Origin of the sequence: Bacillus cihuensis (genome assembly GCF_000504145.1) — a bacterium.
GTDB lineage: Bacteria > Bacillota > Bacilli > Bacillales > DSM-1321 > Peribacillus > Peribacillus huizhouensis.
The window spans coordinates 14,263-36,376 of record NZ_KI632501.1; the positions used below are offsets into that span (position 1 = coordinate 14,263).

Consider the following 22,114-nt stretch of genomic DNA (forward strand, 5'->3'; position numbering starts at 1 on the left):
CCGAATGGTACGTACGATGATGTGAGAGGTCGGGGGTTAGTCACCCCTCTCCTACTCGATTGATTAAATTCACAAATCTCATTCGAAAGATTTGGAAAGGAGGGCGGGGCGCTCGTCACGTTGGGTGTTTGCACCAAACCTAAAGAAACGGTCATATTTTTACTCCAAATCCCGATTTTAAGGATTGTCCAAGGCACGTTTCAGAAAATTTTGTTACACCATAGTATTCCACGGACGGTACTCATACGTAAGAAAAGGAGAGCAATCACAGTGATCAGCTCTCCTTTTTAGTATTTTGTGAGGGAAAAATCAATACTATTAGCAACTAGATAAAGTGGATGGTGAATGAGAAGTCTTTGAATAGGAGTTAAATGATGATTGGCTACAGTCATTCGAGGTTTTTAACGAGTGTTTTCATATCCAGAAAAGTTGATAGATTTTTATAGAAGAAACTAGTTAAAAAAGGGCATCCGCTTAGGAAGAGGCAGATGCTTTTTCAACGAAGTAATTCCTTCTACGTAATGAAAAGGAGGTATTTCTACGGTGAAAAGGTGAATTCATTACGAAAAATCCTTTACTATTTCATGAATTTTTTCAGGTTTCAAAAAGGAGGAGATTGATTCTTCGGTTTGAAGGGTAAGTGAAGCACCAGCAAGACCTAATTGGCAAGCACTAAAAAGCGATTCTTCGTTTAATATTCCATAGATTGCACATGAAGCAAATGCTTCCCCCGCCCCTGTGACATCAACAACATCCGTTTTAAAAGGAGGCAAGTGTCCAGATTCCTCAGTAGAAAAATAATAGCCCCCCTGATTACCAAGTGTGATAATAATTTTTTTGACGCCACGCTGGCTAATTATTTCACAAGCTAATTGACAATCCTCGATTGAGTCGATTTTTATGTCAGCAAGTATTTCTGCCTCTTCTCGGTTAGGTAGAATCATTTCTACACCGTCAAGACGTAATGGAAGTTTTCGTGCTTTGGCTGTTGATACCGGATCAATGTACATCGGAATGTTTTCATCACGGCAGCGATTAATTAAATAATCGAGGCATTTCTTAGGGATATTCATATCCAAAAAAACAGCTTGAGCGGAAACAATATAGGACCATTTTTCCTCAAACATGGATGTTGTCATTTTTTCATAAATATTCATATCAGCCATAGAGACAATACTTTCACCATTTATATCTAATAAGGTGGTAAAAGTCCCTGTTCGTTCTGTTGGTAACACCCATACTTGACTAACATCGACTCCTTGACTTTTCGTTTCATTCAGTATCCAATTACCTTCTTTGTCATCCCCTACGCAAGTCATAAGAGTAGTGCTACAACCAAGTCGACTTAAATTCCCGGCAAAGTTGCGTGCTACACCACCACAAGTTTCAGTAATTTTTACTGGATTAGATGAATATAAACGCACCTCCTGATTTGATCGTGCTTTCCGGTCTGTGTTTGCCCCTCCGATACAGACGATCGACGATTCTTCTTGGAGAATATAGGCACGTCCCTTGATTTCCCCGCGTCTTGTCAGGTTAGCGATATAATTGGCGACTGCAGGTCGTGATAAACCAACTTTACTTGATAATTCTTGCTGTGAAATGTAAGGATTCATTTTTATGTAATGTAAAATTTGTTTCTCTTTATCCATAGCACAACCTCCCCCCCTTATTGAACTTTAGTTTATTATATAAACAAATGTTTGTAAATGTGTATTTGCAAATAGAGTAATAATAATTTTACCTTCTGCCTGTTTACACAGATTGAAGAAAGTTTTACAGACAAATGATAGGTTAAACTATAATAACCAAAAAAAAGAGATTGTAAATACGTCTATCTTTGAATTATATTGAAGACTATGATTTTTTGAAGGTTTTCTAAAAATCATAGTCATAATTGAGCGGATAATAAACATGTAGGAGGAAATATAATGATGAAAACGTATTTGTACCCTTTGTTGGTCGTTATAGCAGCTAGTAGTTATGGTGTCGTTTCAACGATCATAAAACTAGCCATGCGCAGTGGTTTTTCAGTTTCTGAAGCAGTGACAAGTCAATTCTTCTTTGGTTTTTGTATCGCGGTGTTTATTTTCATTGTTACAAATCGAACAAAATTAAGCTTTAATGGGATTAAAATTCTGATCTTTGCTGGTGTTTTTACAGGGTTGACTAATATTTTATATGGTCGTTCTTTGAACTATTTACCTGCTTCTTTGGCCGTTGTACTGTTGTTTCAATTTACATGGATCGGCATGTTGATTTCTTGTATAACCAAACGCCAATTTCCCAGTCGAATTGAAACGATATCTTTACTAATCTTGGTCATTGGGACGATACCAGCGGCTGGTTTAATAGATGTTGATGTATCTCAAATACCTTTTCAAGGATGGTTATGGGGGTTAGCAGCAGCACTTTGTTATTCCTTATTTTTATTTGTTAACGGGAAGGCCACAACAAATATGAATACCTCTAATCGTTTAGTATTGGTTTCATTCTTTGCTTTGATGATGTCCGTTGTTTTTCAATCACCGGAAGTGATTTGGAATGGCACTTTGTTTAGCGGGGGACTTTGGATGTATGGGTTGGCATTAGGGTTATTTGGGATGATTATTCCGGTATACTTATTCACGATTGCAATTCCTAAAGTTGGATTAGGTATGTCATCCATATTGGGTGCTATTGAATTGCCAATCGCTGTTATGGTGTCCGTCATCTTGTTAAGTGAACATGTTACTACACTGCAAATAGTTGGGATTGTAACCATTCTTCTCGGAATGACCTTACCAACAATGCTTAATAGTAATATATTGTTAATTAAAACCAAAGTTAAGCAACATTAGTACTAAGTAAAACTTACATGGTGTTGAATTTAAAAAAACATATTAGTAGGTGTTTGCATTTCCGTTATACGAAATAAAAACCACACTGATAAGTTGGCATTTTCAACATCATGTCATTGCTAATAAAAATATTATTTTAAGATGATTGACAATTTGAAAAGTAAGCGTATACTAAACACATGTTGGTTATGAAAACAATTGTTTTTTGATGTTTCAACCGACAAGTTGGCATCTTTAAACCATGTCATTGTTAATAAAAATATCATTTAAAAGATGATTGACAATTTGAAAAGTAAGCGTATACTAAACACATGTTGGTTATGCAAACAATTGTTTTGGAGAAGAGAGGTGTAAAAATGGCTATTGATATTAATGAAAATGAAGAGATGATTTTAGGTATGATTCGAGAAAATCCATTTATCTCTCAACAGGAGTTATCAGAAATTTTAGGTTTATCAAAATCATCGATTGCTAATATTATCTCTGGATTAATCAAGAAAGAGTATGTCTTTGGCAAGGCTTATGTTTTGAATGAAACAGCTCCTATTGTTTGCATAGGTGGAGCTAACGTGGATAGGAAATTCTATACCAAAAGTAAAATAACGAATGAAACGTCTAATCCAGTGAAGTCTTCTAGATCAGTTGGAGGAGTCGCGAGAAATATTGCTGAAAACTTAGGTAGATTAGGTGAGGATGTAACATTAATTTCAGCAAGTGGACATGATTCAGAGTGGCAAGAAATTTATGATTTATCATCTCCTTTCATGAATTTAGAACATGTTTATCAAGGTGACAATTTGACGACAGGATCTTATACAGCCGTTTTAGATATGAAGGGGGATTTATCCATTGCATTAGCAGACATGGACGTTTTTGAGAATATTACCCCTGAGTTGTTAATCAAAAATACTAATATACTAAAAAAAGCAAAATGTATCGTAACGGATTTAAATTGCCCAAGTGAAACGATTGATTTTCTGTGCTTTTTCGCATCGAAACATGATATTCCATTAGTCATTATTCCTGTTTCATCTCCAAAAATGGATAGGCTTCCAAAATCTTTGAATGCAGTAAGTTGGCTTATCGTAAATAAAGATGAAACAGAAACGTTTATGAATATTAATATCAGTGATGAAGAAAGTTGGAAAAACTCAGTTGAAAAATGGCTTGAGTTAGGTGTCAAAAATGTGATTGTAACGAATGGCTCAAAAGGTGTCATGACAGGTAGTCAAAATGGAGAGGTTCATTATTTTCCAGCTATCGAAACACCGATGGTTGTTGATGTAACAGGTGCAGGCGATTCATTTTGTTCAGCTGTAATTTATTCCTGGCTACAGAAAAAGGAAATCGATTACATCGTCAAATCTGGCTTGGTCAATGCCCATAAAACGATTATGTCAAAGTATACAGTTAGACAAGAATTATCAAAAAAACAATTTATCTTAGATATGGAGGCAATTTAAATGAAAAACTATATTGAATTATCACAAGAGGTACAACAAGCAAAAGCAGAAGGAAAAGCAATCGTTGCATTAGAGTCTACTATTATTTCTCACGGTATGCCGTATCCACAAAACGTAAAAATGGCTCGTGAAGTTGAACAAATTGTTCGTGATAACGGTGCTGTTCCAGCAACTATTGCCATCATTGATGGAAAAATTAAAATTGGTTTAACAGATGAGGAATTAGAATTATTCGGTAAAAGTTCAGGTGTTGCTAAAGTATCAAGACGTGACTTAGCTCATATTGTTGCTACAAAACAACTTGGTGCTACGACTGTTGCAACAACAATGATTTGCGCAGATTTAGCAGACATCAAAATCTTCGTAACTGGTGGTATTGGTGGAGTTCATAAAGGTGCAGAAACGACGATGGACATCTCTGCTGACCTTGATGAATTAGCTCAAACGGATGTAGCTGTCATTTGTGCTGGAGCTAAATCAATCCTAGATTTAGGACTTACTCTTGAATACCTTGAAACAAAAGGGGTTCCTGTAATTGGATATGAAACAGAAGTTTTACCAGCATTCTACACAAGAAGTAGTGAACATAAATTAAATATCTCTACGGATTCAATCGACGTAATTGCAGAAACATTAAAAACGAAATGGGAATTAAACCTTAATGGTGGAGCAGTAATCGCTAACCCAATTCCTAAAGAACATGCTATGGATGAAGACTATATCAATGGAATAATTGCTCAAGCAATCAAAGAAGCAGAAGAAAACAATATTATTGGTAAAGATAGTACACCATTCTTGCTTGGAAAAATAAAAGATTTAACGAATGGTACAAGCCTTGTGGCCAATATTGAATTAGTAAAACACAATGCTAAAGTAGGAAGCCAAATTGCAGTTAGTTTCAATAACCAAACTAAATAAATAATAAACAGAGTTCGTCATTAGTTTAGACTTAACTTCTATAAAGTTAGCTGTCTTAGATTCTTATTAGCAACTAAACTTTATAGAAGTTGTTTTTCTTAAACTATGAAAACGCTACCATAAAAAGGGAGTGAAACATATGAAATTTATTTTCTTACTTACAGGACTTTTACTTGTTTTTGTTGTTGGTTTTTTAGTAAGTAACAATAGAAAACAAATAAAGTATAAACGTATTCTGATCATGTTGGCTGTGCAAATTATTTCCGTGTACTTCATGATGCATACGAGTATTGGGTTAATTGCGATTACTAAAGTAGGCGGGTTCTTTGAGAAATTAATGAAAATCGCTAATTCAGGAATCGAATTTGTATTTGGAAATTTGGTGAATGAAGGTGGATTTACATTTTTCCTTTCCGTGTTATTACCGCTTGTTTTCATATCCGTATTAATAGGGATACTAAATTATATAAAAGTATTACCGTTCGTGATCAAATATATCGGCTTGTTTTTAAGTAAAATAACAGGAATGGGTAAACTAGAAAGCTATTTTGCTGTATCTACAGCTGCACTTGGACAACCAGAAGTGTTCTTAACGATTATTAAACAAATTCCGCTTCTATCTCCAAAAAGACTTTATACGATTTGTACGTCAGCAATGAGTGCAATCAGTATGGCGATGGTTGGGTCTTATATGACCATGTTAGAGCCTAAATATGTGGTAACGGCAGTAGTATTGAATATTTTTAGTGCACTCATCATTGCTAATATTATTAATCCATATGATTTAGCTGATGATGAAGATTTAATTCAAATTGAAGAAAAAGAAAGACTTCCATTCTTCCAAATGATTGGTGAAAGTGTAATGGATGGCTTTAAAATTGTTATTATTGTTGCTGCTATGCTACTAGGATTTATTTCCTTGATGGAATTGATTAATGTTGTCTTTGTAGGCGTATTTCATGTTTCTTTCCAGACAGTTATTGGCCATATTTTTGCACCAATTGCTTTCTTAATGGGTGTTCCATGGGCAGATGCTGTACAAGCAGGTGGAATTATGGCGACAAAACTAATTACGAATGAATTTGTTGCCATGTTAAATTTCGGCGATATTTCCAGCCATCTTTCTAATAAAACGATTGCTATTGTATCTGTTTATTTAGTTAGTTTTGCAAACTTTGGGACTGTCGGTATTGTAGCTGGTTCAATCAAGTCAATCAGTGAAAAACAAGGGAATTATGTTGCAAAATATTCTTTAAAATTATTGTTAGGTGCGACATTAGCATCTGTCATTTCAGGAACAATAATAGGTATTGTAATGTAAACATATAAACTAGGAGTGAATGATGATGACGACAAGAAAAATTATTATGGATTGTGATCCAGGACATGATGACGCAATTGCGATTATTTTAGCAGCAGCAAGACCAGAATTGGAAATTTTGGCGATTACAACTGTTTCCGGAAATGCAGAGATTGAAAAAACGACGATGAATGCATTAAAAGTTTGTGATTTAGTTTCACGACCGGATGTTGTGGTTTCAAAAGGGGCAAGCGAACCATTGATTCGAATCAGAGAAACCGCACCTGGTATTCATGGCGATTCAGGTTTAGACGGTCCAGAATTGCCCGAACCTTCTCGTAGTTGGAGTGAGGAGCATGGAGTTGATACGATCATAAGACTGGTAAAAGAATCAAAAGTGCCTGTTACTATCCTTCCAACAGGACCATTAACAAATATTGCTCTAGCTTTAACAAAAGCACCAGAAATTAAGGATAATATAGAAGAAATTGTTCTTATGGGTGGAGGAACATTTGGTAACTGGACACCAACGGCTGAATTTAATATTTGGGCGGATCCAGAAGCTGCCAAAAAAGTATTTGATAGTGGGCTTCCAATCGTCGTTATGGGGCTAGATATCACGCATCAAGCTTTGGCAACAAAAGAAGTAATCGATCAAGTGAATCAAATTGATAATAATGTAGCAAAAATAGTAGGTGAATTATTGGTATTTTTTGCCTCTACTTATAAAGAGATGTTTGATTTTGATGGGGCACCTGTACACGATGTATTAACTGTAGCTTATTGTGTTGCACCAGAATTGTTTAAGACGAAAGATGTAAACGTTACCGTGGAAACGAAAGGTGAGTTTACTGCAGGAACCACATTAGTTGATCTACACGGAGTCACTGGTAGAGAAGTGAATGCTAAATTTGGATTAGAACTTGATGTAGAAGGTTTTTGGAAACTAATGATTGAAGCGCTTAAAAAATACTAAGGAACACGGGGACAGGCACCTCGTCCCGATTTTTTAGGATTGATACCAGATGTGTTTTTCGAAAATTTTGTTACTCAAAATATTCCAAGAATAATAATATTTATATGTAAGGGAGAGCGGTCATAGTGATCAGCTCTCCTTTTTAGTATTTTGTAAGGTTTAACCAATACTACTAATATAGTAGTCGTTAAACCTTACCGAAATCCCCAATTATCATTTTAGGCGAGAAGACACTCACTTCAATTTTATGCAGGGCAACACTCTAAATAAGTGGAAATGAATCGCCTTTTTCGGATTGGATGATAAGGGTGTTGTTTATAAGGACAGATTTGTTAAGACGGTTAGGGGTATGTGCACTCAACAATACATCAATTCCTTTAACTTAAGAGGCAATCTTGACTTCAATAGGGAATCCTAAGTGTGAAAGAACCACTATGAGATTGACTTTATCACACTACATAACTTATCAATTTGCGAAGGCAACTCCTCATTCCCAAGTGTAAAGTTGATGCCAAAGGAGAAGTGGAGGCATTGTCTTATCTACAATATGACAAGCAATCCCAATCACGCCGATTTTCAAGCCTGCTCTCTCGATTACAGTATGTGTTGGGAAAACAGGATGTTTGCTACCCTCAGCGTAACAGTTATTCGCCAACAATGGGTAATCAAGTAATGTTGATAGTTTTTTAAAATGGTTTGGACTATAGGTAAACTCCCAGTGAGCAGTCATACCGTCGATCCCCATCGGTTTAGGATAAGGATAAGGGACTCACCCATGGTTGCAATAGCTGATAAGTTCCGTGAAAAGTGTCACTATTATCTAAGAACAGTACCCCACCAAAATTCTCTGCCCGAGCTTTATTAAAAGAGGCAATTCGAGCATATCCACCGACATTTCTAAAGAGGGCCTCACCTTTACCTTCAAGGAACATCTCAGGATGAAGATCCAAGTAAGCGTGAGTGTCGTTCATCTGTAAAATGGTCAAATGATTTATTCCACTTATAAATAACCTTCCTTCATAATTAATAAAACGTTTTGGTGTGATCCATCCTCTACAAGACGTCCATTGATTATTATTCCCGTTTAAGACGTATTTATTAGGGAAGTAGGCGTCTCTATACCGCCTATATCTCAGTAAAAGTTATGCCAGGATATCCAGCCAGATTTTGACGCTCGTACTTAATATAAGTAAGTTTACATAATACTCCTTATCGGAATTTGCAAAGAGGGAATCCAATAATGACAGAAATATAGCTACCTATTATATTCTCTAGCTTTACAAGTGACAGACACACCGAACGTATGTTATGTTTAGGGAGAAATACTACATACTTTTTAGAATAAAGGACGAGGTGTTTGAACGATGAACAAAACGGATCTAGTGAATGCTGTGGCAACACAAGCAGAACTAACAAAAGAAGACGCTAAAAAAGCAGTGGATGCATGGATTGAAACGATCTCTACTACGCTTGCTAAAGAGGAAAAGATCCAATTAGTTGGATTTGGAACATTTGAAGTGCGCGACCGGGCAGCTCGTACAGGTAGAAACCCACAAACAGGAGAAGAAATACAAATTGCAGCTTCCAAAGTTCCTGCTTTTAAACCAGGTAAGGAATTAAAAGAAGCTGTTAAATAGCATGAATAGCTCGTTATGATAGTGTAAAAATACTCTGGGGATGAGTACTCTCCAGAGTATTTTCTATTTAAATAAGTATCATTTCTGTTTTTTTCAATAGATATGAATTTGAAAAAAGTTTAATCATCTTCAAGATGAACATGGTAATCAATTTTCATACATATTACCTACTTTTATCCATTTTAGGTTTCTAACCATAGCATCTTTAGACCAATCAGCGGGCATTTCTTGATCTGTAATAACACAATCAATTGATGAGAATGACCCTATATCAAAAAGAGCTTTCTGATTAATTTTGGAAGAATCAGTTACAACATAAACACTTCTTGATCTTTTCATCATAATAGTAGATGCAGTTGCTTCATCAATATCGAAATCACATATTCCATCTTTGCTTATTCCTCCACATGAAATAAACGCTTTATCAAAATAAAAGTGTTCTAATAAATGATTGGTTAATGGTCCACTGATTGAACGTTGCAGTGGATTAGTTGTTCCTCCAAGGACGATTACTTTGCCATCAAATAGTTGGTTTTCTAATCGATTATTTAAGATTTCGGCTGCTGCTAATGAGTTGGTCACAATCGTGATATTTTTTACATTTTTAATTGAACTCGCAATATGTAAGGTTGTTGATCCAACATCTAGTGCAACTGTTTCTCCATCCATAATGAAAGTTGCGGCAGATTCCCCTATCATTTTTTTTTGATGATGAGAGATGCCGATTTTTTTATTAAAATGAGGTTCTTTAATCAAACCAAAATAATGAATAGCCCCGCCGTGAATTCTGCGTAATTTCTTTTTCTCCTCAAGCGCACTTAAATCTTTTCGAATCGTTTCTGGTGTTACGTTTAATTTTATTGCTAAATCTACTACATTAATTTTATTTTTTAGCTCAAGTTCTCTAGTTATTACTCTATATCTTTCTGTAATTAAATACTTATCCATATAATCTTCCCAAGGCCTCCATCATTTTGATTTGTTTTGTTTTCATATATTATAAGAAATGAAAATAAAAATAAGACTAAGGAAAAATTAAGTTTTGTAAATTATTCAAAAATGGAAAGTAAAACAATATCAAAAAGCATCTTTTTAATCTATCTTATCTACTATAAAGTGAAACTTCACTCAGTGGGGGTTTCTTCATCCCCCACTGAGTGTTAGTTGCAGCCCACAGGAAAAGGAAGGCTTCGGAAGCTTATACATCGCACGAAGGAAAAGCGGTAGCTTTTACGAGGATGTGGGTTACACAGACGTTGCCACAGGACGTGGCGGTCTTAGTCTATGTTCCTTTAATTGGGCCTTGACGGATAGTTAACCTCCACTTATCCTCATCGATCTCTCTAAGTCTTTTCGTTAAGGGTTTTACTGCCCTTTAATCTGCGATAAATAATCTAAATGTTTTCTTAGAAAGGCATTTTTGTGTCGTTTGCTTTGGTTTATTTGTTTTCTGTTTTTTCTTTGCTTTTTTTACTTTCCTTTCTAGCATAATTAATAATCTATCAATATTTTTATTCTATGATGTAAAGGTAGATTACGGGGATAATGGCGGCAGTTCTTAAATAATGATTGCTTATACTTGAAATTGTTTAATGCTTTTCCCCTATTTTTACTCTTTTCGATTGCTAGGCTCTATTAATTTTAAAAAATTTGGAGGTAATTTTCATGAGTAATCAGGATCTAAACAAAGGGTTAGACAGAAGGGAGTTTATGAAAATAGGAGGAATGAGTACGCTTGCGTTAACACTTGCGTCAACTGGTTTGCCGGGAGATTTATTTACTAACAATGTACATGCTGAAGAATTTGAAAATGCTAAGCTTCAATTTAACTCAGATGGAAAGTTTAAAGTTGTACAATTTAACGACACTCAAGATGATGAACGAATTGATCGCAGGACAATTGAACTTATGGAGAAAGTTCTTGACTCAGAGAAGCCGGATTTTGTTGTTCTTAACGGTGACAATATTGCAGGCGGCTGTGATACGGAACTAGAGATGAAACAAGCCTTAAATAATGTAGCTCAACCAATGGAAAAAAGAGGAATAAAATGGGCAGTTACCTTTGGAAATCATGATGAAGATTCTTCTACCATGAGTGGAATGTATGAGAATGACATGCTGAAGTTCTATATGAAGTACAAAAATAATATGAATGAACCTGGAGAAAAGGGCATTACTGGAACAGGAAACATGAACCTCTTAATAAGAAAATCAAAAGGCAATAAAGCCGCATTTAACCTCTGGCTTCTTGATAGCGGAAGATATGCACCAGCACAAATAGCTGGACAAGATTTTAAAGGATATCCTACTTGGGACTGGCTTCGTTTTAATCAAGTTAATTGGTATTATGAGAAATCCAAAAAACTTGAGAAGCAGTACGGTTATAAAGTACCTTCACTCGTGTTCATTCATATTCCTCTTTGGGAACATCGTTTTATGTGGTATGGAAGTGTTGATAGCAGAACACAAGCTAACCATGATCTTGCAGCGACGAAACATAATATAGTAGGAGAAAGAAATGAAGATGAATGTCCAGGACCGGTTAACGGAGGTTTGTTTTCAGCCATGTTAGAGAGAGGCGACGTTAAGGGTGTTTTCTGCGGACATGATCATATAAACACTTATTGTGGCAACTATTATGGAATTTTGCTTGGGTATGCTGGTAACACAGGTTTTGGAACGTACGGTCTTTCTGGTGCTGAAAGAAACAGACTTCGTGGAGCGAGAGTTTTCAATTTGGATGAAAATAAAGAAGGTGTTCTTGTAGAAACCCATATGGTTTTCGCTAAGGACTATGGAATTGATTTAACAGCGAACGATCAAAGTATGGATCCTTTACCATTAAATAATGAAGAAAAGGAAAAAGCAGTGAAAGGATAAATACAGTTCATCTTATCGGTCTCTATCGTATAAAAATATTTTTAATGGAGGTAACAACATGTTACAAAATATAGGAGTACCTGGCCTAATTTTAATATTAATTATTGCTCTCATCATATTTGGACCATCTAAGTTACCTGAAATTGGGCGTGCATTTGGTAATACATTAAGAGAATTTAAAAGCTCAGCAAAGGATTTAATGTCAGAGGAAAAAGATAGTGGTCATTCTAAGTAAGCGTGTCGAAGATGTAAGTTCAAAGCTTACATCTTCCTCTTATTTCTAAAAGGAAGAAGGAAAAGCCCTATATGAAAAATCATGAGTTAACGTTTGTGAATCATCTTGGGGAATTAAGGAAGCGATTAATCATTACATTACTCGCTTTTATCGTTTTTTTATTTGGATCATTCATGTTTGTGCAGGAAATTTATGAGTGGCTTATCCGTGATCTTAATCGTGATTTAGCAGTATTAGGACCATCTGAAATCCTATGGGTTTATTTTATGATTTCAGGAGTGAGTGCGTTCGCACTTACCATCCCAATTGCTGCACATCAAACGTGGTTATTTGTAAAACCAGGACTAACGAAAAAAGAACGAAAAATAACATTAGCCTACATTCCTGGATTGTTTACTTTGTTTATTACAGGGCTTTCATTCGGTTATTTTGTCGTGTATCCAATTGTTCTTAACTTTTTATTATCCTTATCTAAAGGCACGTTTGAAACCATGTTTACAGCCGAAAAGTATTTTAAATTCATGATAAACTTAACTCTGCCGTTTGGATTATTATTTGAAATACCGCTCATTGCCATGTTCCTTACCTCAATTGGTGTCATTAATCCAATACTTCTAGCTAAAGCTAGAAAGATGTCTTACTTTTTACTAACCCTTTTAGCTATTTTCATAACTCCACCTGATATTTTGTCGGATATATTGGTTATCGTACCACTATTCGTTTTATATGAATTTAGTGTTACATTGTCTAAAATCGTATATCGAAAAAAAATCAAAAAACAACAAACAGATAATAATATTATTCCGCTGAAAAAAACATCATAAACAATTAAAAAGACAGCTGGTATTTCAATAATGTCAACGGTATTTACAACTCATAGCTGCTAGAGTATGCATATGCGGGGTATAGTTATAAGTCAGTTTTGCCGAAGGGCAAGGCTGGCTTATTTAGACATGAGGGCTACATATAATGGGCTAAATACACAACGTGTGCAAATATTTAAAACCACCTATTAAATTAATTAGTAGGTGGTCTTTACATTTTTTAAGGAAAAGTTAACAGTGATATTATCTCTTAAAGCTGATATATTTCTATGAATCTAAGGAATGGGAATTGCTATTTAATAAACAGGTCTACATAAGACTTGAATCGACAGCGTTTTCATTTATTATACATTAAAATACTAATTTGATAGATGGTTGACCAAAAAAACAATAAAAACGATTTATTCAACGGATTTCTATAATGAATACATAATTACTAGATAAATTATTCTATATAGAAAAGAAATATATCAATTAATTAAGTAATAGATTCAGTAAAGTTTGTCGGAGGGATATCAGTGAGTGTAAATATCGAGGTAAATCAAATTGTTGAAAATTATGCTAATTTAGAAGATAAAGTATTGGTAAAGATGGTTCATAGTGGTGATAACGAAGCACTGGCATTCTTAATTAATAAATACCAGTACTTCGTTCAGATGAAAACACGTCCATACTTTTTGATTGGTGCAGATAAAGAGGATCTAGATCAAGAGGGAATGATTGGTCTATATAAAGCTATTCGTGACTTTAAAGACGACATGATGACCTCGTTTAAAGCGTTTGCAGATCTTTGTATCACAAGACAAATCATAACGGCGATCAAAATGGCTAATCGTCAAAAGCATGGTCCTCTAAATGCTTATATATCTCGGGACAAGCCACTATACGATAATGAATCAAACTATACGCTCATGGATATGATTTCTGAACAAGAAATAATGAATCCGGAAGTATTAATCATAAACAAAGAAAACTCTGATGATATAGATCAAAAAATATCAAAATTGCTTAGTGAGTTAGAAAGAAGAGCGTTGGACCTTTATATTAAAGGACATTCATATGTGGAAATTTCTGAAGAATTGAACACACATGAAAAGTCGATTGATAATGCTCTCCAGCGAGAGAAAAGAAAACTTGAACAGATATTGAGGGAAAAAATCGTAATTTAAAAACTTAATTTTAAATTTTTAAGGAGGCACCGATTTATTGAAATGGAAGAGGAGTTGAGACACATAGAGTGTTGATGGTTAAATTGAATTGGAATTAGTTGGATCGCCGTATGAGGTGAAAGTCTCAGTACGGTGTGAAAAGGGAGTGATAACTTCGAACCCTTACCTATCTGTATAAGATGGATCACAGAAATGATCAATCTTTTTTATAAAAGAATGATTCACCGGGATATTTTTTTATAAAAGGATGATTCAGTTGAATATAGAAAAAGCATGATTTGATCAATCTTTTTTCAAAACACGCTTTTTCTATTTGCTCTTGTATCAAGGTTTATAGAGTTAATTTATTCAACCTTTATTTTAAAGCAACATTTCTCAAAAAACTTGACTCAATCACAGAACCTCACTCCATCTTATCCTAATCCTTTATTTTCTAGGATGAAAATTTCAGTACAAACTACTAAGATGACAGGCTAGAAGTAATTTAAGCCAATCACTAGAATCGTTTAGATCGACTTCCAATATTTCCTCAATTTTTCTTATCCGATGGTAGAGTGTATTTTGATGAATATGCAGACGTTCTGCTGTTTCGGGTATCGATCGATTAGCAGCAATGTATGTTCTTAGTGTCAAGTCCAAATTACTTGACTGGGCCTTAGGAGATTGTAGTGGTGTGAACACCTCTTGAATAAATTGTCTAATATCCTCCGTTTGCTGATTTATAAACAAACGGTTAATGCCAATATTATCATAATTGATAATGCCAGTAGTTCCACGATTTGAGATATAGGATAATGATTTATTCGCTTCTTTAAAACTCCTTGCAACATATTCAAGACCTTGGTAACCCCCCCCTATACCTCCCGTTAGGACTGGAGCATCCTTATTTGCCCACAGATTTCCTACATTTTCTAATTTTTGCATTGCATCTTCTTGTTGGGACTCAGAAGTGACATTAACGATGATGGTCACTTTATCCTGAAAACCAAATAGAAGATACTGAAATGATGCCAGTTCATTATGTAGAGTGGCAATTAGCTTTCTTTGGTATGTTTCACGTTTACCGACGACTTGTACCTTCCCACTCAGTTGCATGACTGTGACAAAAAGCGGTTTGTCTGGAGAAAGACCAAAATCTCTTGATTTAGAAGCAAGCAGATTCGGCTCCCTATAATGGAGAAGTTCATTAAAAAATTCATAACATTGTTTATAGTACATATCTGTCATGGAATAGACATTGACCATTTTTAGTGCAACTAAAGCACTCCCCTGCTCTAACACTACAGTATCAATAGGAGAGAGTAATCGCTGGAGCTCTACGACAAAGTAACCAATTGGAATCCCCTCATTAACAATTGGATACAAATGAACAGGAGTTTCATTAATCGTAACTCTTAATGTATCTACAGAATCCTCCCATCCATTTAATAAATCTGTATTCTTTAGCTTCTTTGAAAGTGGTGTGTAATGTGGGTACCATTCGTTTTTAGTTATATCAAAAAGAGAAACAGGGAGGTTGATCATCCGTTCAACTGTTTTAGCAATCATATTCAAATCAGAATCCTTTAAAGACAGTTTTGTAAAAACTTCGTGAATATGGTTCCGTTTAACCAAATACCCATTTGTTTCCTTTAATTTCGAATAAAGTCTTGCGTTGGTAATGGCAATTGCTGCCTGATCAGCAAAACCTTGCAACCGGCGTAAATCTGAGTTAGTCAACTTTCGTTTGTTGGTAATTTGATGGACAATTATCACACCAATCTTTTCCTCGTTCATTCTTACAGGAACAGCCATTACTATTGTATTAGTAATCACTGTAACTCCCATTGCAGCCAATAAACTTTTCATATTGTTTTCCTGAACATTAGTCATAGCTTCCAATCCTTGTTCAGTATTGAAGATACGACCTATTCCATCCTGGAATACCTTTCCTCCAACACCTTCACCTATGCTGGTCTTGAAATCATAAATAGTTGGTCCAAATCCAAAGCTTGCTTTTGGAGTAAGTTTTTGTGTCTCATCGTCATAAAGCATTAAAAATCCAAGGTCCACTGTTGGAATAGCAATCAATACGTTGTGCATGATGTTGTTTAACAGTTCCTCCAACTCGAGCATTGAAGTTAGCGAATGCAAACCCTCTAGCCATGCATCATTTTCATGCCAATATCGCTCTAATGTTTGTTGAAGTAGCAAATTACGGACTTTCAGCACAAAATAATCACACTCGATTTCAGATAACGTCCTATCGGAATGTAAACAGGCACGGACTAAAGTTGATTCAGGTACTTCCGTTGCAAACTCAAACAATTGGCTTCTTGTCTGAGGATTGTAGCAAGTAGAATAGTTATTCCTTTCTATATCGGTTGAATACGGCCATAAATCTTCATTTGAAAAAAGGGTTTCCTCATGATCGATAAATAGGCCGTTATATAAGTGGATCCACTCTTCTGTGCAAGACAACGTCCAAACATGGTAAGTCAAAGCACCATCAAATCCACGCATTGTAATCTCATTCTGTTCCATACGATTCACCCCTTAACTAATTGTACAATTCTCCATTTATCTTCCTATATATTGTAGAGATTTACAATAATATTCAGAAAGTAATGTAAGTTTAGACAATGACAATAATGGCTTGTTTATTTATAGTTAATCTACACACATTTTAAAAAAAGGTAGGTTTTACAATGAATGAAAGCGTTAACAATTCAAGAAGTAAAATGATTTTATTAGTTCTCTATTTTGGATGGATTATATCGTACATTGACAGAACTGTTATAAGTCTTGCAATTGTACAGATTGGAGAAGATTTAACACTTGATGCATCAAAATTAGGGATTGTACTAAGTGCCTTCTTCATGGGATATGCACTAATGCAGATTCCAGGTGGCTGGCTTGCAGACCGTTTTGGATCGCGAAAAGTCATCGTTGTAGCTGTTGTGGCCTGGTCGATATTTACTGCATTGTCTGGACTTGCTTGGTCTCTTACTTCGTTACTTCTTATTCGGTTTCTTTTTGGGCTTGGTGAAGGGGGATATCCTGCAGCAAGTACGAAAGCAATATCTGATTATTTTCCTGCTGATAAAAGGACGAAAGCTCAATCCACAATGATGTCTTCAAATGCATTTGGTGCTGCTCTTGCGCCGATTCTTTGTGCTCCACTATTAGTTGCATTTGGTTGGCGGAACGTGTTTTTATTCGTCGGTCTATTAGGTGTTGTTTTTGTGGTCTGGTTTCTTCTATCCACTAGGCAAGCAGGGACTTACTCTAATTCTGGGGTAGCAGTGAAGCCTAGTAGAAAAGAATATGCACAGTTGCTCCGCAATTCTTATTTATGGAAAGTTCTATTAATCTTCTTTTTTGTTAATGTTACAAACTGGGGTCTTCTTTCCTGGATGCCTTCATACTTAATGCAGGGACTTGGAATCGATCTTAAATCAGTTGGGTTATTCAGTGCGATTCCTACCTTATTTCTGACAATAGGGATGATTATTAGTGGAAGAATCATTAATAAGATTGGTTCAAAGGCAAAATATGGAGTAATAACTGGAATTATTATTACAGGGGCTTCTCTTTATTTAATGTCACTTGCATCCGGTGTTTTTCAGGTCATTATGTATCAAAGCATTGCTTTTACTTTTATGTCATTTGTCATGAGTTTTGTCTTTACAGTGCCACATCGGGTTATGGAACAGAAAGTAGTGGGTACCGCATTTGGCATCATAAATTTTGGAGGACAGGCTGCAGGTATTATTTCCCCTATGATTATGGGGGCCCTTATCGCTTCGACAGGGTCTTACAAAGCCGCGTTCATTTTCTTAACAGTATGCTGCCTAGTCGCTGCAGTTGTCGCTTGTTTCTTACCATTATCTAAAAAGAGCCAAACAGCAACAGATTATTCTGCTGTAGAAAAAGCAAATTGAGGGATTGGTCGCAGGATTGAATGAATCACTAGGCTGTTTTAAACATTGAACTTTAACAGAGTCAATAATTAAAGAAAAGGGGATGAAGAAATGGGCAAATCGAACATTACTAAGTGGATGGATGAGAATGAAGCTAAATTTACAGACTTGGCCAAACAAATTTGGTCAAATCCTGAATTAGGCTATAATGAAACGTTTGCATCTACCTTGCAAATTAAGACTCTAGAAGAAGCAGGATTTGAGGTTACTGCTGGGATTGGTGATGTGCCAACCGCTTTTGTTGCACAATACGGTAAAGGAAAACCAGTCATAGGGATTCTCGGCGAATTTGATGCCCTACCAGGATTATCCCAAGACATCACTCCAAATTATAACCCAATCGTTCCAAATGGCCCAGGACATGGTTGTGGTCACAACTTGCTTGGAACTGCTGGGGTAAATGCTGTGATTGCTCTTAAGGAAAGAATGGAATCAGAAATGCTACCAGGGACGATTCGATACTATGGGTGCCCTGCTGAAGAACTGCTATCCGGAAAAACTTTTATGGCAAGAGCTGGCGTATTTGATGATTTAGATTGCGCCCTTACATGGCACCCTGGAACGATCAATACGACAGCAAATTTTCGATTTCAGGCATTAACGGCAATCGAATTTTATTTCTCTGGGAGAACTGCCCATGCAGGTGCTGCTCCACATCTTGGACGCAGTGCACTAGATGCCGTTGAGTTAATGAATGTCGGTGCTAACTATTTACGGGAGCATGTTCTAGATGGTTCTCGCATCCACTATCAGATTACAAACGGGGGAATGGCACCCAATGTCGTACCTGATAAGGCTAGTGTTTATTATTTCTTGCGTGGAGCAGACCGTAAACAGGTGGAGGAATTAGAGGAAAGGTTAATAAAAGTTGCTCAAGGGGCAGCTATGATGACAGAGACCTCGGTACACTGGGAAATCAAATCTGGATGCTATGAAACACTCCCAAACGAAACTCTGAATGAGCTTATGTATAGGCAAGCAGAAGCAGCAGAACCATTCACTTTTACTCAAGAGGAAGAGACATTTGCTGAAGAACTCCTTCAAACGGTTGAGCCATCTGTGTTGGCAGGAGCGAAAACTCATCTTATGAGTAAGGATGCAAGTAAAACGCTCGATACAGACTTTTACCACAACATGGATCATTTCGGTTTAACCATTGGTGGATCATCCGATGTAGGAGATGTATCTTGGATTGTTCCCATGGGGCAAATTATGACTACTTGCGCACCACTAGGGGTTCAATTCCATACTTGGCAGGCTACAGCCTCATTTGGTTCATCGATTGGGCTGAAGGGAATGCATTATGCAGCAAAAATAATGGCATTAACTGCTTATGAATTGCTGCTCGATCAAGATGGAATTCTTGAAAAAGCAAAAGCTGAATTTAAGACAAGTACAAATGGAGTAGTTTACATACCAGGTATACCTGCTACTGTTAAACCACCAGTATCAAAAACAGAAACAATTCCTGTTTAGGCAACATGAAATAATGATTATTAGAGTGAGCAAAAGATTAATTTAATTGTCAGTTTACATTTGTGCAGGGATAAACGATTCGGACATGTGTGAAGAACGGTCTAGCATAGAGGCTACATATAATGGGATAACCTTTACTTAAATTGGTTGCCCCTTTATTAGTAGCTTTTTTTGTGACCTATCATGAAGGATGATATGGTAATCAAGTGATAGTAGAGGAAAAACCTTCTATTATTATGATGGAGATAAAGTACTTTATGAAGAAAATGCTAATTTTGATGTAGTAAAAGCTTATTCTTGATGATAATAATTATCCATTAACTATGACTTATAAAGGAGAAATCTATTACTATCTAACTAATTATCATGGGGATGTATTGGGATTGACAGATAGTAATGGTAATATTGTTGCAACATATAAATATGATGCATGGGGAAATATACTTTCTCAAAGTGGAGAAATGGCAGAAGTTAATCCATATCGATATGCAGGGTATCGTTTTGATGGAGATACAAAACTATATTATTTAATGGCAAGATACTATAACCCTGAAAATGGAGTGTTTTTGTCTCTTGATCCAGTGAGAGGGAGTTTAAGTAATCCTATCACGTTGAATGGGTATAACTATGCAAATAATATTCCAGTTATGCTAGTTGATCCAACTGGCGAAAAAGCTATATCTGCACGTTTAAAATATGCGTTTAAGGAAGGATTAAAAGCAGTTTTTGAACAATATGTAGGTATATCGTTAGCCAAAACAATTGTAGAAAAAGTTTTTTCGTTTGTACTAGGTGCTGGAACCATATATAAATTTGCAAAGCTTGAAAAAGCTTCTCATTTATCTTATAAAAGTGTCGTGTCTCAATTTTCTAATCCAAGCAATGCTAAAAAAATAATAAAAATCGCCAAAAGGGAAATGTTGAAGAGATTATCAAAAAGAGCCATAACTATGTTAGCTGGTGGGGTTGGAGGAGTGATACTTGCCGATTTGTGGGCGTTTGGATGGGCTGCCGGAGAAGCGTACTACACTTACGGAAAAAAGAAGGTGAAATCATGGATTTAATTTCTTCTCCTGCATTTGCATTTCTTGCAATTGCTTTGATTGCTTATATTACAGTGAAAAAAATTCGTGCTAGAGTATTTCCAATAATGCTACCCCCTATTATTGCATTATTAGTATGGGAGCTATCTTTTAAAATTTGTAGTTATTTTAATTTAAATATATCCTATGCTTTTCAAATAATCATAGGTTTGACATTAGCGCTTATTACTTACCTATTATTAAATTTCTTATTTAAAAAGAAACAATAAAGTAAGGCGGAAATCAAACTACGCATATCAACAAGAAGCATCTTCAAGGGGTGTGAATGTAAAATACATGGTTAAGAACGGGAAAACATGTAGGCTACATATAATGGGTTAACCTTAACTACTATTGGTTGCCCTTTATGGGTAGCCTTTTTTGTGGTCTACATAAGGTTTATGTAGAATTTTATATTAATAAATTGAGAGCAGGATCAGTGAAGAATGGACCTATTAAAAGGGTAAATTGACTCTTTGGGTGCATTATCAGCAAACTTGTGTTTGTTGATCCCGATGGAACGTTTGCTCGGAACTTAGTGGGCGCTGTGTTAGGTGCGTTTGTGAATGCGGTAATTTATTTTGCTAACTTAGTTTTTAAATATGGCTTTAAGAACTACAAAAAGCATATCTCTGGAAGAGCTCTTACTATAACAATGCTTAGAGGAGCGGTTGCAGGGTCAATTGGTATTGGTATAGTGAGATACTGGCAAAAAATAGGAGTGCTTGATAAGGTTGGTGTTCTAATTATGAGCTTTCACCTAGCACCTGCAGCATATTTTTTCAGTAATTTAGGTGGGAAGTACAGTAGACGTGGCTTTATAGAAAAACAATTTTTATCTCTTTTCAGTCCGAATAAAAGCATTATATATGGTACTATTGTACCGAAACTAAAAGAAATTATTAAAAAATATAAAAAAAGAAAATAAGGAGATATTATGTCAGATTTTTTTTATGAAATAATAATTATCGCATTTTGTGTAGCCGCGCTATATATTAGTTTAATTGAATTTAGAAAAAGTAAGTTCTTTCACAATGATAAATACAAAGTTTTTTGGAGTATAACTCCGTTTCCTCCGTTATTTAATTATTGGCTGATCAAGATTTTTCTTCTTACCAGTAGCTTGTTTGTATTATATTCAATTTGGTAATCTGCTCCACGATACTGATAGTTCACTCAATTCATTGCCAGTCATTTCAGCTATATCGTTAGCCATACTATTAAAAAAATTGGAAGTCTAAACCTGGTAGAGCTCCTACATCCAACTATAAAAACGTCGGCATAACAGAAAAAAGCTCCTCGAAAGTTAATTAGCAATATTACCGTCATGTATTTAGTAAATTGTCAAGTCG

19 protein-coding genes are annotated in these 22,114 nt (G+C 35.6%); 15 read left to right on the forward strand and 4 right to left on the reverse strand.

Annotation, left to right across the window (positions count from 1 at the left end; translation table 11 throughout):
* Positions 1 to 560: 560 nt before the first annotated feature.
* Positions 561 to 1,652 (reverse strand): carbohydrate kinase, encoded by a 1,092-nt coding sequence (locus V179_RS0125775; RefSeq protein WP_028394013.1) that lies wholly within the window; start codon positions 1,650 to 1,652, stop codon positions 561 to 563.
* 279 nt (positions 1,653 to 1,931) lie between these two features.
* Here V179_RS0125775 and V179_RS0125780 point away from each other — a divergent pair, with 279 nt between their 5' ends.
* The 5 genes from V179_RS0125780 (at position 1,932) to V179_RS0125800 (ending at position 7,497) form a co-directional block, all read left to right on the forward strand.
* A complete protein-coding gene (locus tag V179_RS0125780; protein WP_028394014.1) occupies positions 1,932 to 2,840 on the forward strand; it encodes an EamA family transporter in 909 nt (302 codons plus the stop codon).
* A gap of 368 nt (positions 2,841 to 3,208) precedes the next feature.
* Positions 3,209 to 4,303 carry a carbohydrate kinase gene (locus V179_RS0125785; protein WP_028394015.1) on the forward strand — a complete coding sequence of 365 codons (1,095 nt, stop codon included), beginning with the start codon at positions 3,209 to 3,211 and terminating at the stop codon, positions 4,301 to 4,303.
* Positions 4,304 to 5,221 carry a pseudouridine-5'-phosphate glycosidase gene (locus V179_RS0125790; protein WP_028394016.1) on the forward strand — a complete coding sequence of 306 codons (918 nt, stop codon included), beginning with the start codon at positions 4,304 to 4,306 and terminating at the stop codon, positions 5,219 to 5,221. It begins immediately after the preceding gene.
* Positions 5,222 to 5,360: 139 nt separating this feature from the next.
* Positions 5,361 to 6,542: a NupC/NupG family nucleoside CNT transporter gene (locus V179_RS0125795; protein WP_028394017.1), complete on the forward strand. Its 1,182-nt coding sequence runs from the start codon at positions 5,361 to 5,363 to the stop codon at positions 6,540 to 6,542.
* 25 nt (positions 6,543 to 6,567) lie between these two features.
* A complete protein-coding gene (locus V179_RS0125800) occupies positions 6,568 to 7,497 on the forward strand; it encodes a nucleoside hydrolase (RefSeq protein WP_028394018.1) in 930 nt (309 codons plus the stop codon).
* A 487-nt stretch (positions 7,498 to 7,984) separates the two neighbouring features.
* On the opposite strand, the gene V179_RS29405 is transcribed toward V179_RS0125800, so the two are convergent.
* Positions 7,985 to 8,227 carry a metallophosphoesterase family protein gene (locus V179_RS29405; RefSeq protein WP_028394019.1) on the reverse strand — a complete coding sequence of 81 codons (243 nt, stop codon included), beginning with the start codon at positions 8,225 to 8,227 and terminating at the stop codon, positions 7,985 to 7,987.
* Between the two features lie 634 nt (positions 8,228 to 8,861).
* Here V179_RS29405 and V179_RS0125815 point away from each other — a divergent pair.
* Complete coding sequence (locus V179_RS0125815; RefSeq protein WP_028394021.1) at positions 8,862 to 9,134, forward strand: HU family DNA-binding protein; 273 nt, start codon at positions 8,862 to 8,864, stop codon at positions 9,132 to 9,134.
* A gap of 147 nt (positions 9,135 to 9,281) precedes the next feature.
* Here the strand turns inward: V179_RS0125815 and V179_RS0125820 are convergent, their stop codons facing one another.
* Positions 9,282 to 10,082 carry a DeoR/GlpR family DNA-binding transcription regulator gene (locus V179_RS0125820; RefSeq protein ID WP_028394022.1) on the reverse strand — a complete coding sequence of 267 codons (801 nt, stop codon included), beginning with the start codon at positions 10,080 to 10,082 and terminating at the stop codon, positions 9,282 to 9,284.
* A gap of 717 nt (positions 10,083 to 10,799) precedes the next feature.
* On the opposite strand from V179_RS0125820, the gene V179_RS28840 reads away from it, so the two are divergent.
* The 4 genes from V179_RS28840 to sigH all read left to right on the forward strand — a co-directional run bounded on the left by V179_RS28840 (position 10,800) and on the right by sigH (position 14,242).
* Positions 10,800 to 12,014, forward strand: coding sequence for a metallophosphoesterase family protein (locus V179_RS28840; protein ID WP_034302689.1), 1,215 nt, complete (start codon positions 10,800 to 10,802; stop codon positions 12,012 to 12,014).
* A gap of 58 nt (positions 12,015 to 12,072) precedes the next feature.
* Positions 12,073 to 12,249, forward strand: coding sequence for a twin-arginine translocase TatA/TatE family subunit (locus V179_RS30350; RefSeq protein WP_082625281.1), 177 nt, complete (start codon positions 12,073 to 12,075; stop codon positions 12,247 to 12,249).
* 71 nt (positions 12,250 to 12,320) lie between these two features.
* Positions 12,321 to 13,073: a twin-arginine translocase subunit TatC gene (tatC, locus tag V179_RS28845; RefSeq protein WP_034302692.1), complete on the forward strand. Its 753-nt coding sequence runs from the start codon at positions 12,321 to 12,323 to the stop codon at positions 13,071 to 13,073.
* A 518-nt stretch (positions 13,074 to 13,591) separates the two neighbouring features.
* A complete protein-coding gene (sigH, locus tag V179_RS0125840; protein WP_028394023.1) occupies positions 13,592 to 14,242 on the forward strand; it encodes an RNA polymerase sporulation sigma factor SigH in 651 nt (216 codons plus the stop codon).
* Between the two features lie 447 nt (positions 14,243 to 14,689).
* On the opposite strand, the gene V179_RS0125845 is transcribed toward sigH, so the two are convergent.
* Complete coding sequence (locus tag V179_RS0125845) at positions 14,690 to 16,765, reverse strand: helix-turn-helix domain-containing protein (RefSeq protein ID WP_028394024.1); 2,076 nt, start codon at positions 16,763 to 16,765, stop codon at positions 14,690 to 14,692.
* Positions 16,766 to 16,929: 164 nt separating this feature from the next.
* On the opposite strand from V179_RS0125845, the gene V179_RS0125850 reads away from it, so the two are divergent.
* The 5 genes from V179_RS0125850 to V179_RS0125870 all read left to right on the forward strand — a co-directional run bounded on the left by V179_RS0125850 (position 16,930) and on the right by V179_RS0125870 (position 21,690).
* A complete protein-coding gene (locus V179_RS0125850) occupies positions 16,930 to 18,165 on the forward strand; it encodes an MFS transporter (RefSeq protein ID WP_028394025.1) in 1,236 nt (411 codons plus the stop codon).
* 90 nt (positions 18,166 to 18,255) lie between these two features.
* Complete coding sequence (locus tag V179_RS0125855) at positions 18,256 to 19,680, forward strand: amidohydrolase (protein WP_028394026.1); 1,425 nt, start codon at positions 18,256 to 18,258, stop codon at positions 19,678 to 19,680.
* A gap of 383 nt (positions 19,681 to 20,063) precedes the next feature.
* Positions 20,064 to 20,744 (forward strand): RHS repeat domain-containing protein, encoded by a 681-nt coding sequence (locus tag V179_RS29415; RefSeq protein ID WP_235179266.1) that lies wholly within the window; start codon positions 20,064 to 20,066, stop codon positions 20,742 to 20,744.
* Positions 20,735 to 20,992: a hypothetical protein gene (locus tag V179_RS0125865; RefSeq protein ID WP_028394028.1), complete on the forward strand. Its 258-nt coding sequence runs from the start codon at positions 20,735 to 20,737 to the stop codon at positions 20,990 to 20,992. Before V179_RS29415 ends, V179_RS0125865 begins: the two co-directional genes overlap by 10 nt.
* Positions 20,993 to 21,324: 332 nt before the next feature.
* The gene (locus tag V179_RS0125870) at positions 21,325 to 21,690 is read left to right on the forward strand and encodes a hypothetical protein (RefSeq protein WP_152534830.1); all 366 of its coding nucleotides are present in this window, start codon (positions 21,325 to 21,327) and stop codon (positions 21,688 to 21,690) included.
* The last annotated feature ends 424 nt before the right edge of the window (positions 21,691 to 22,114 follow it).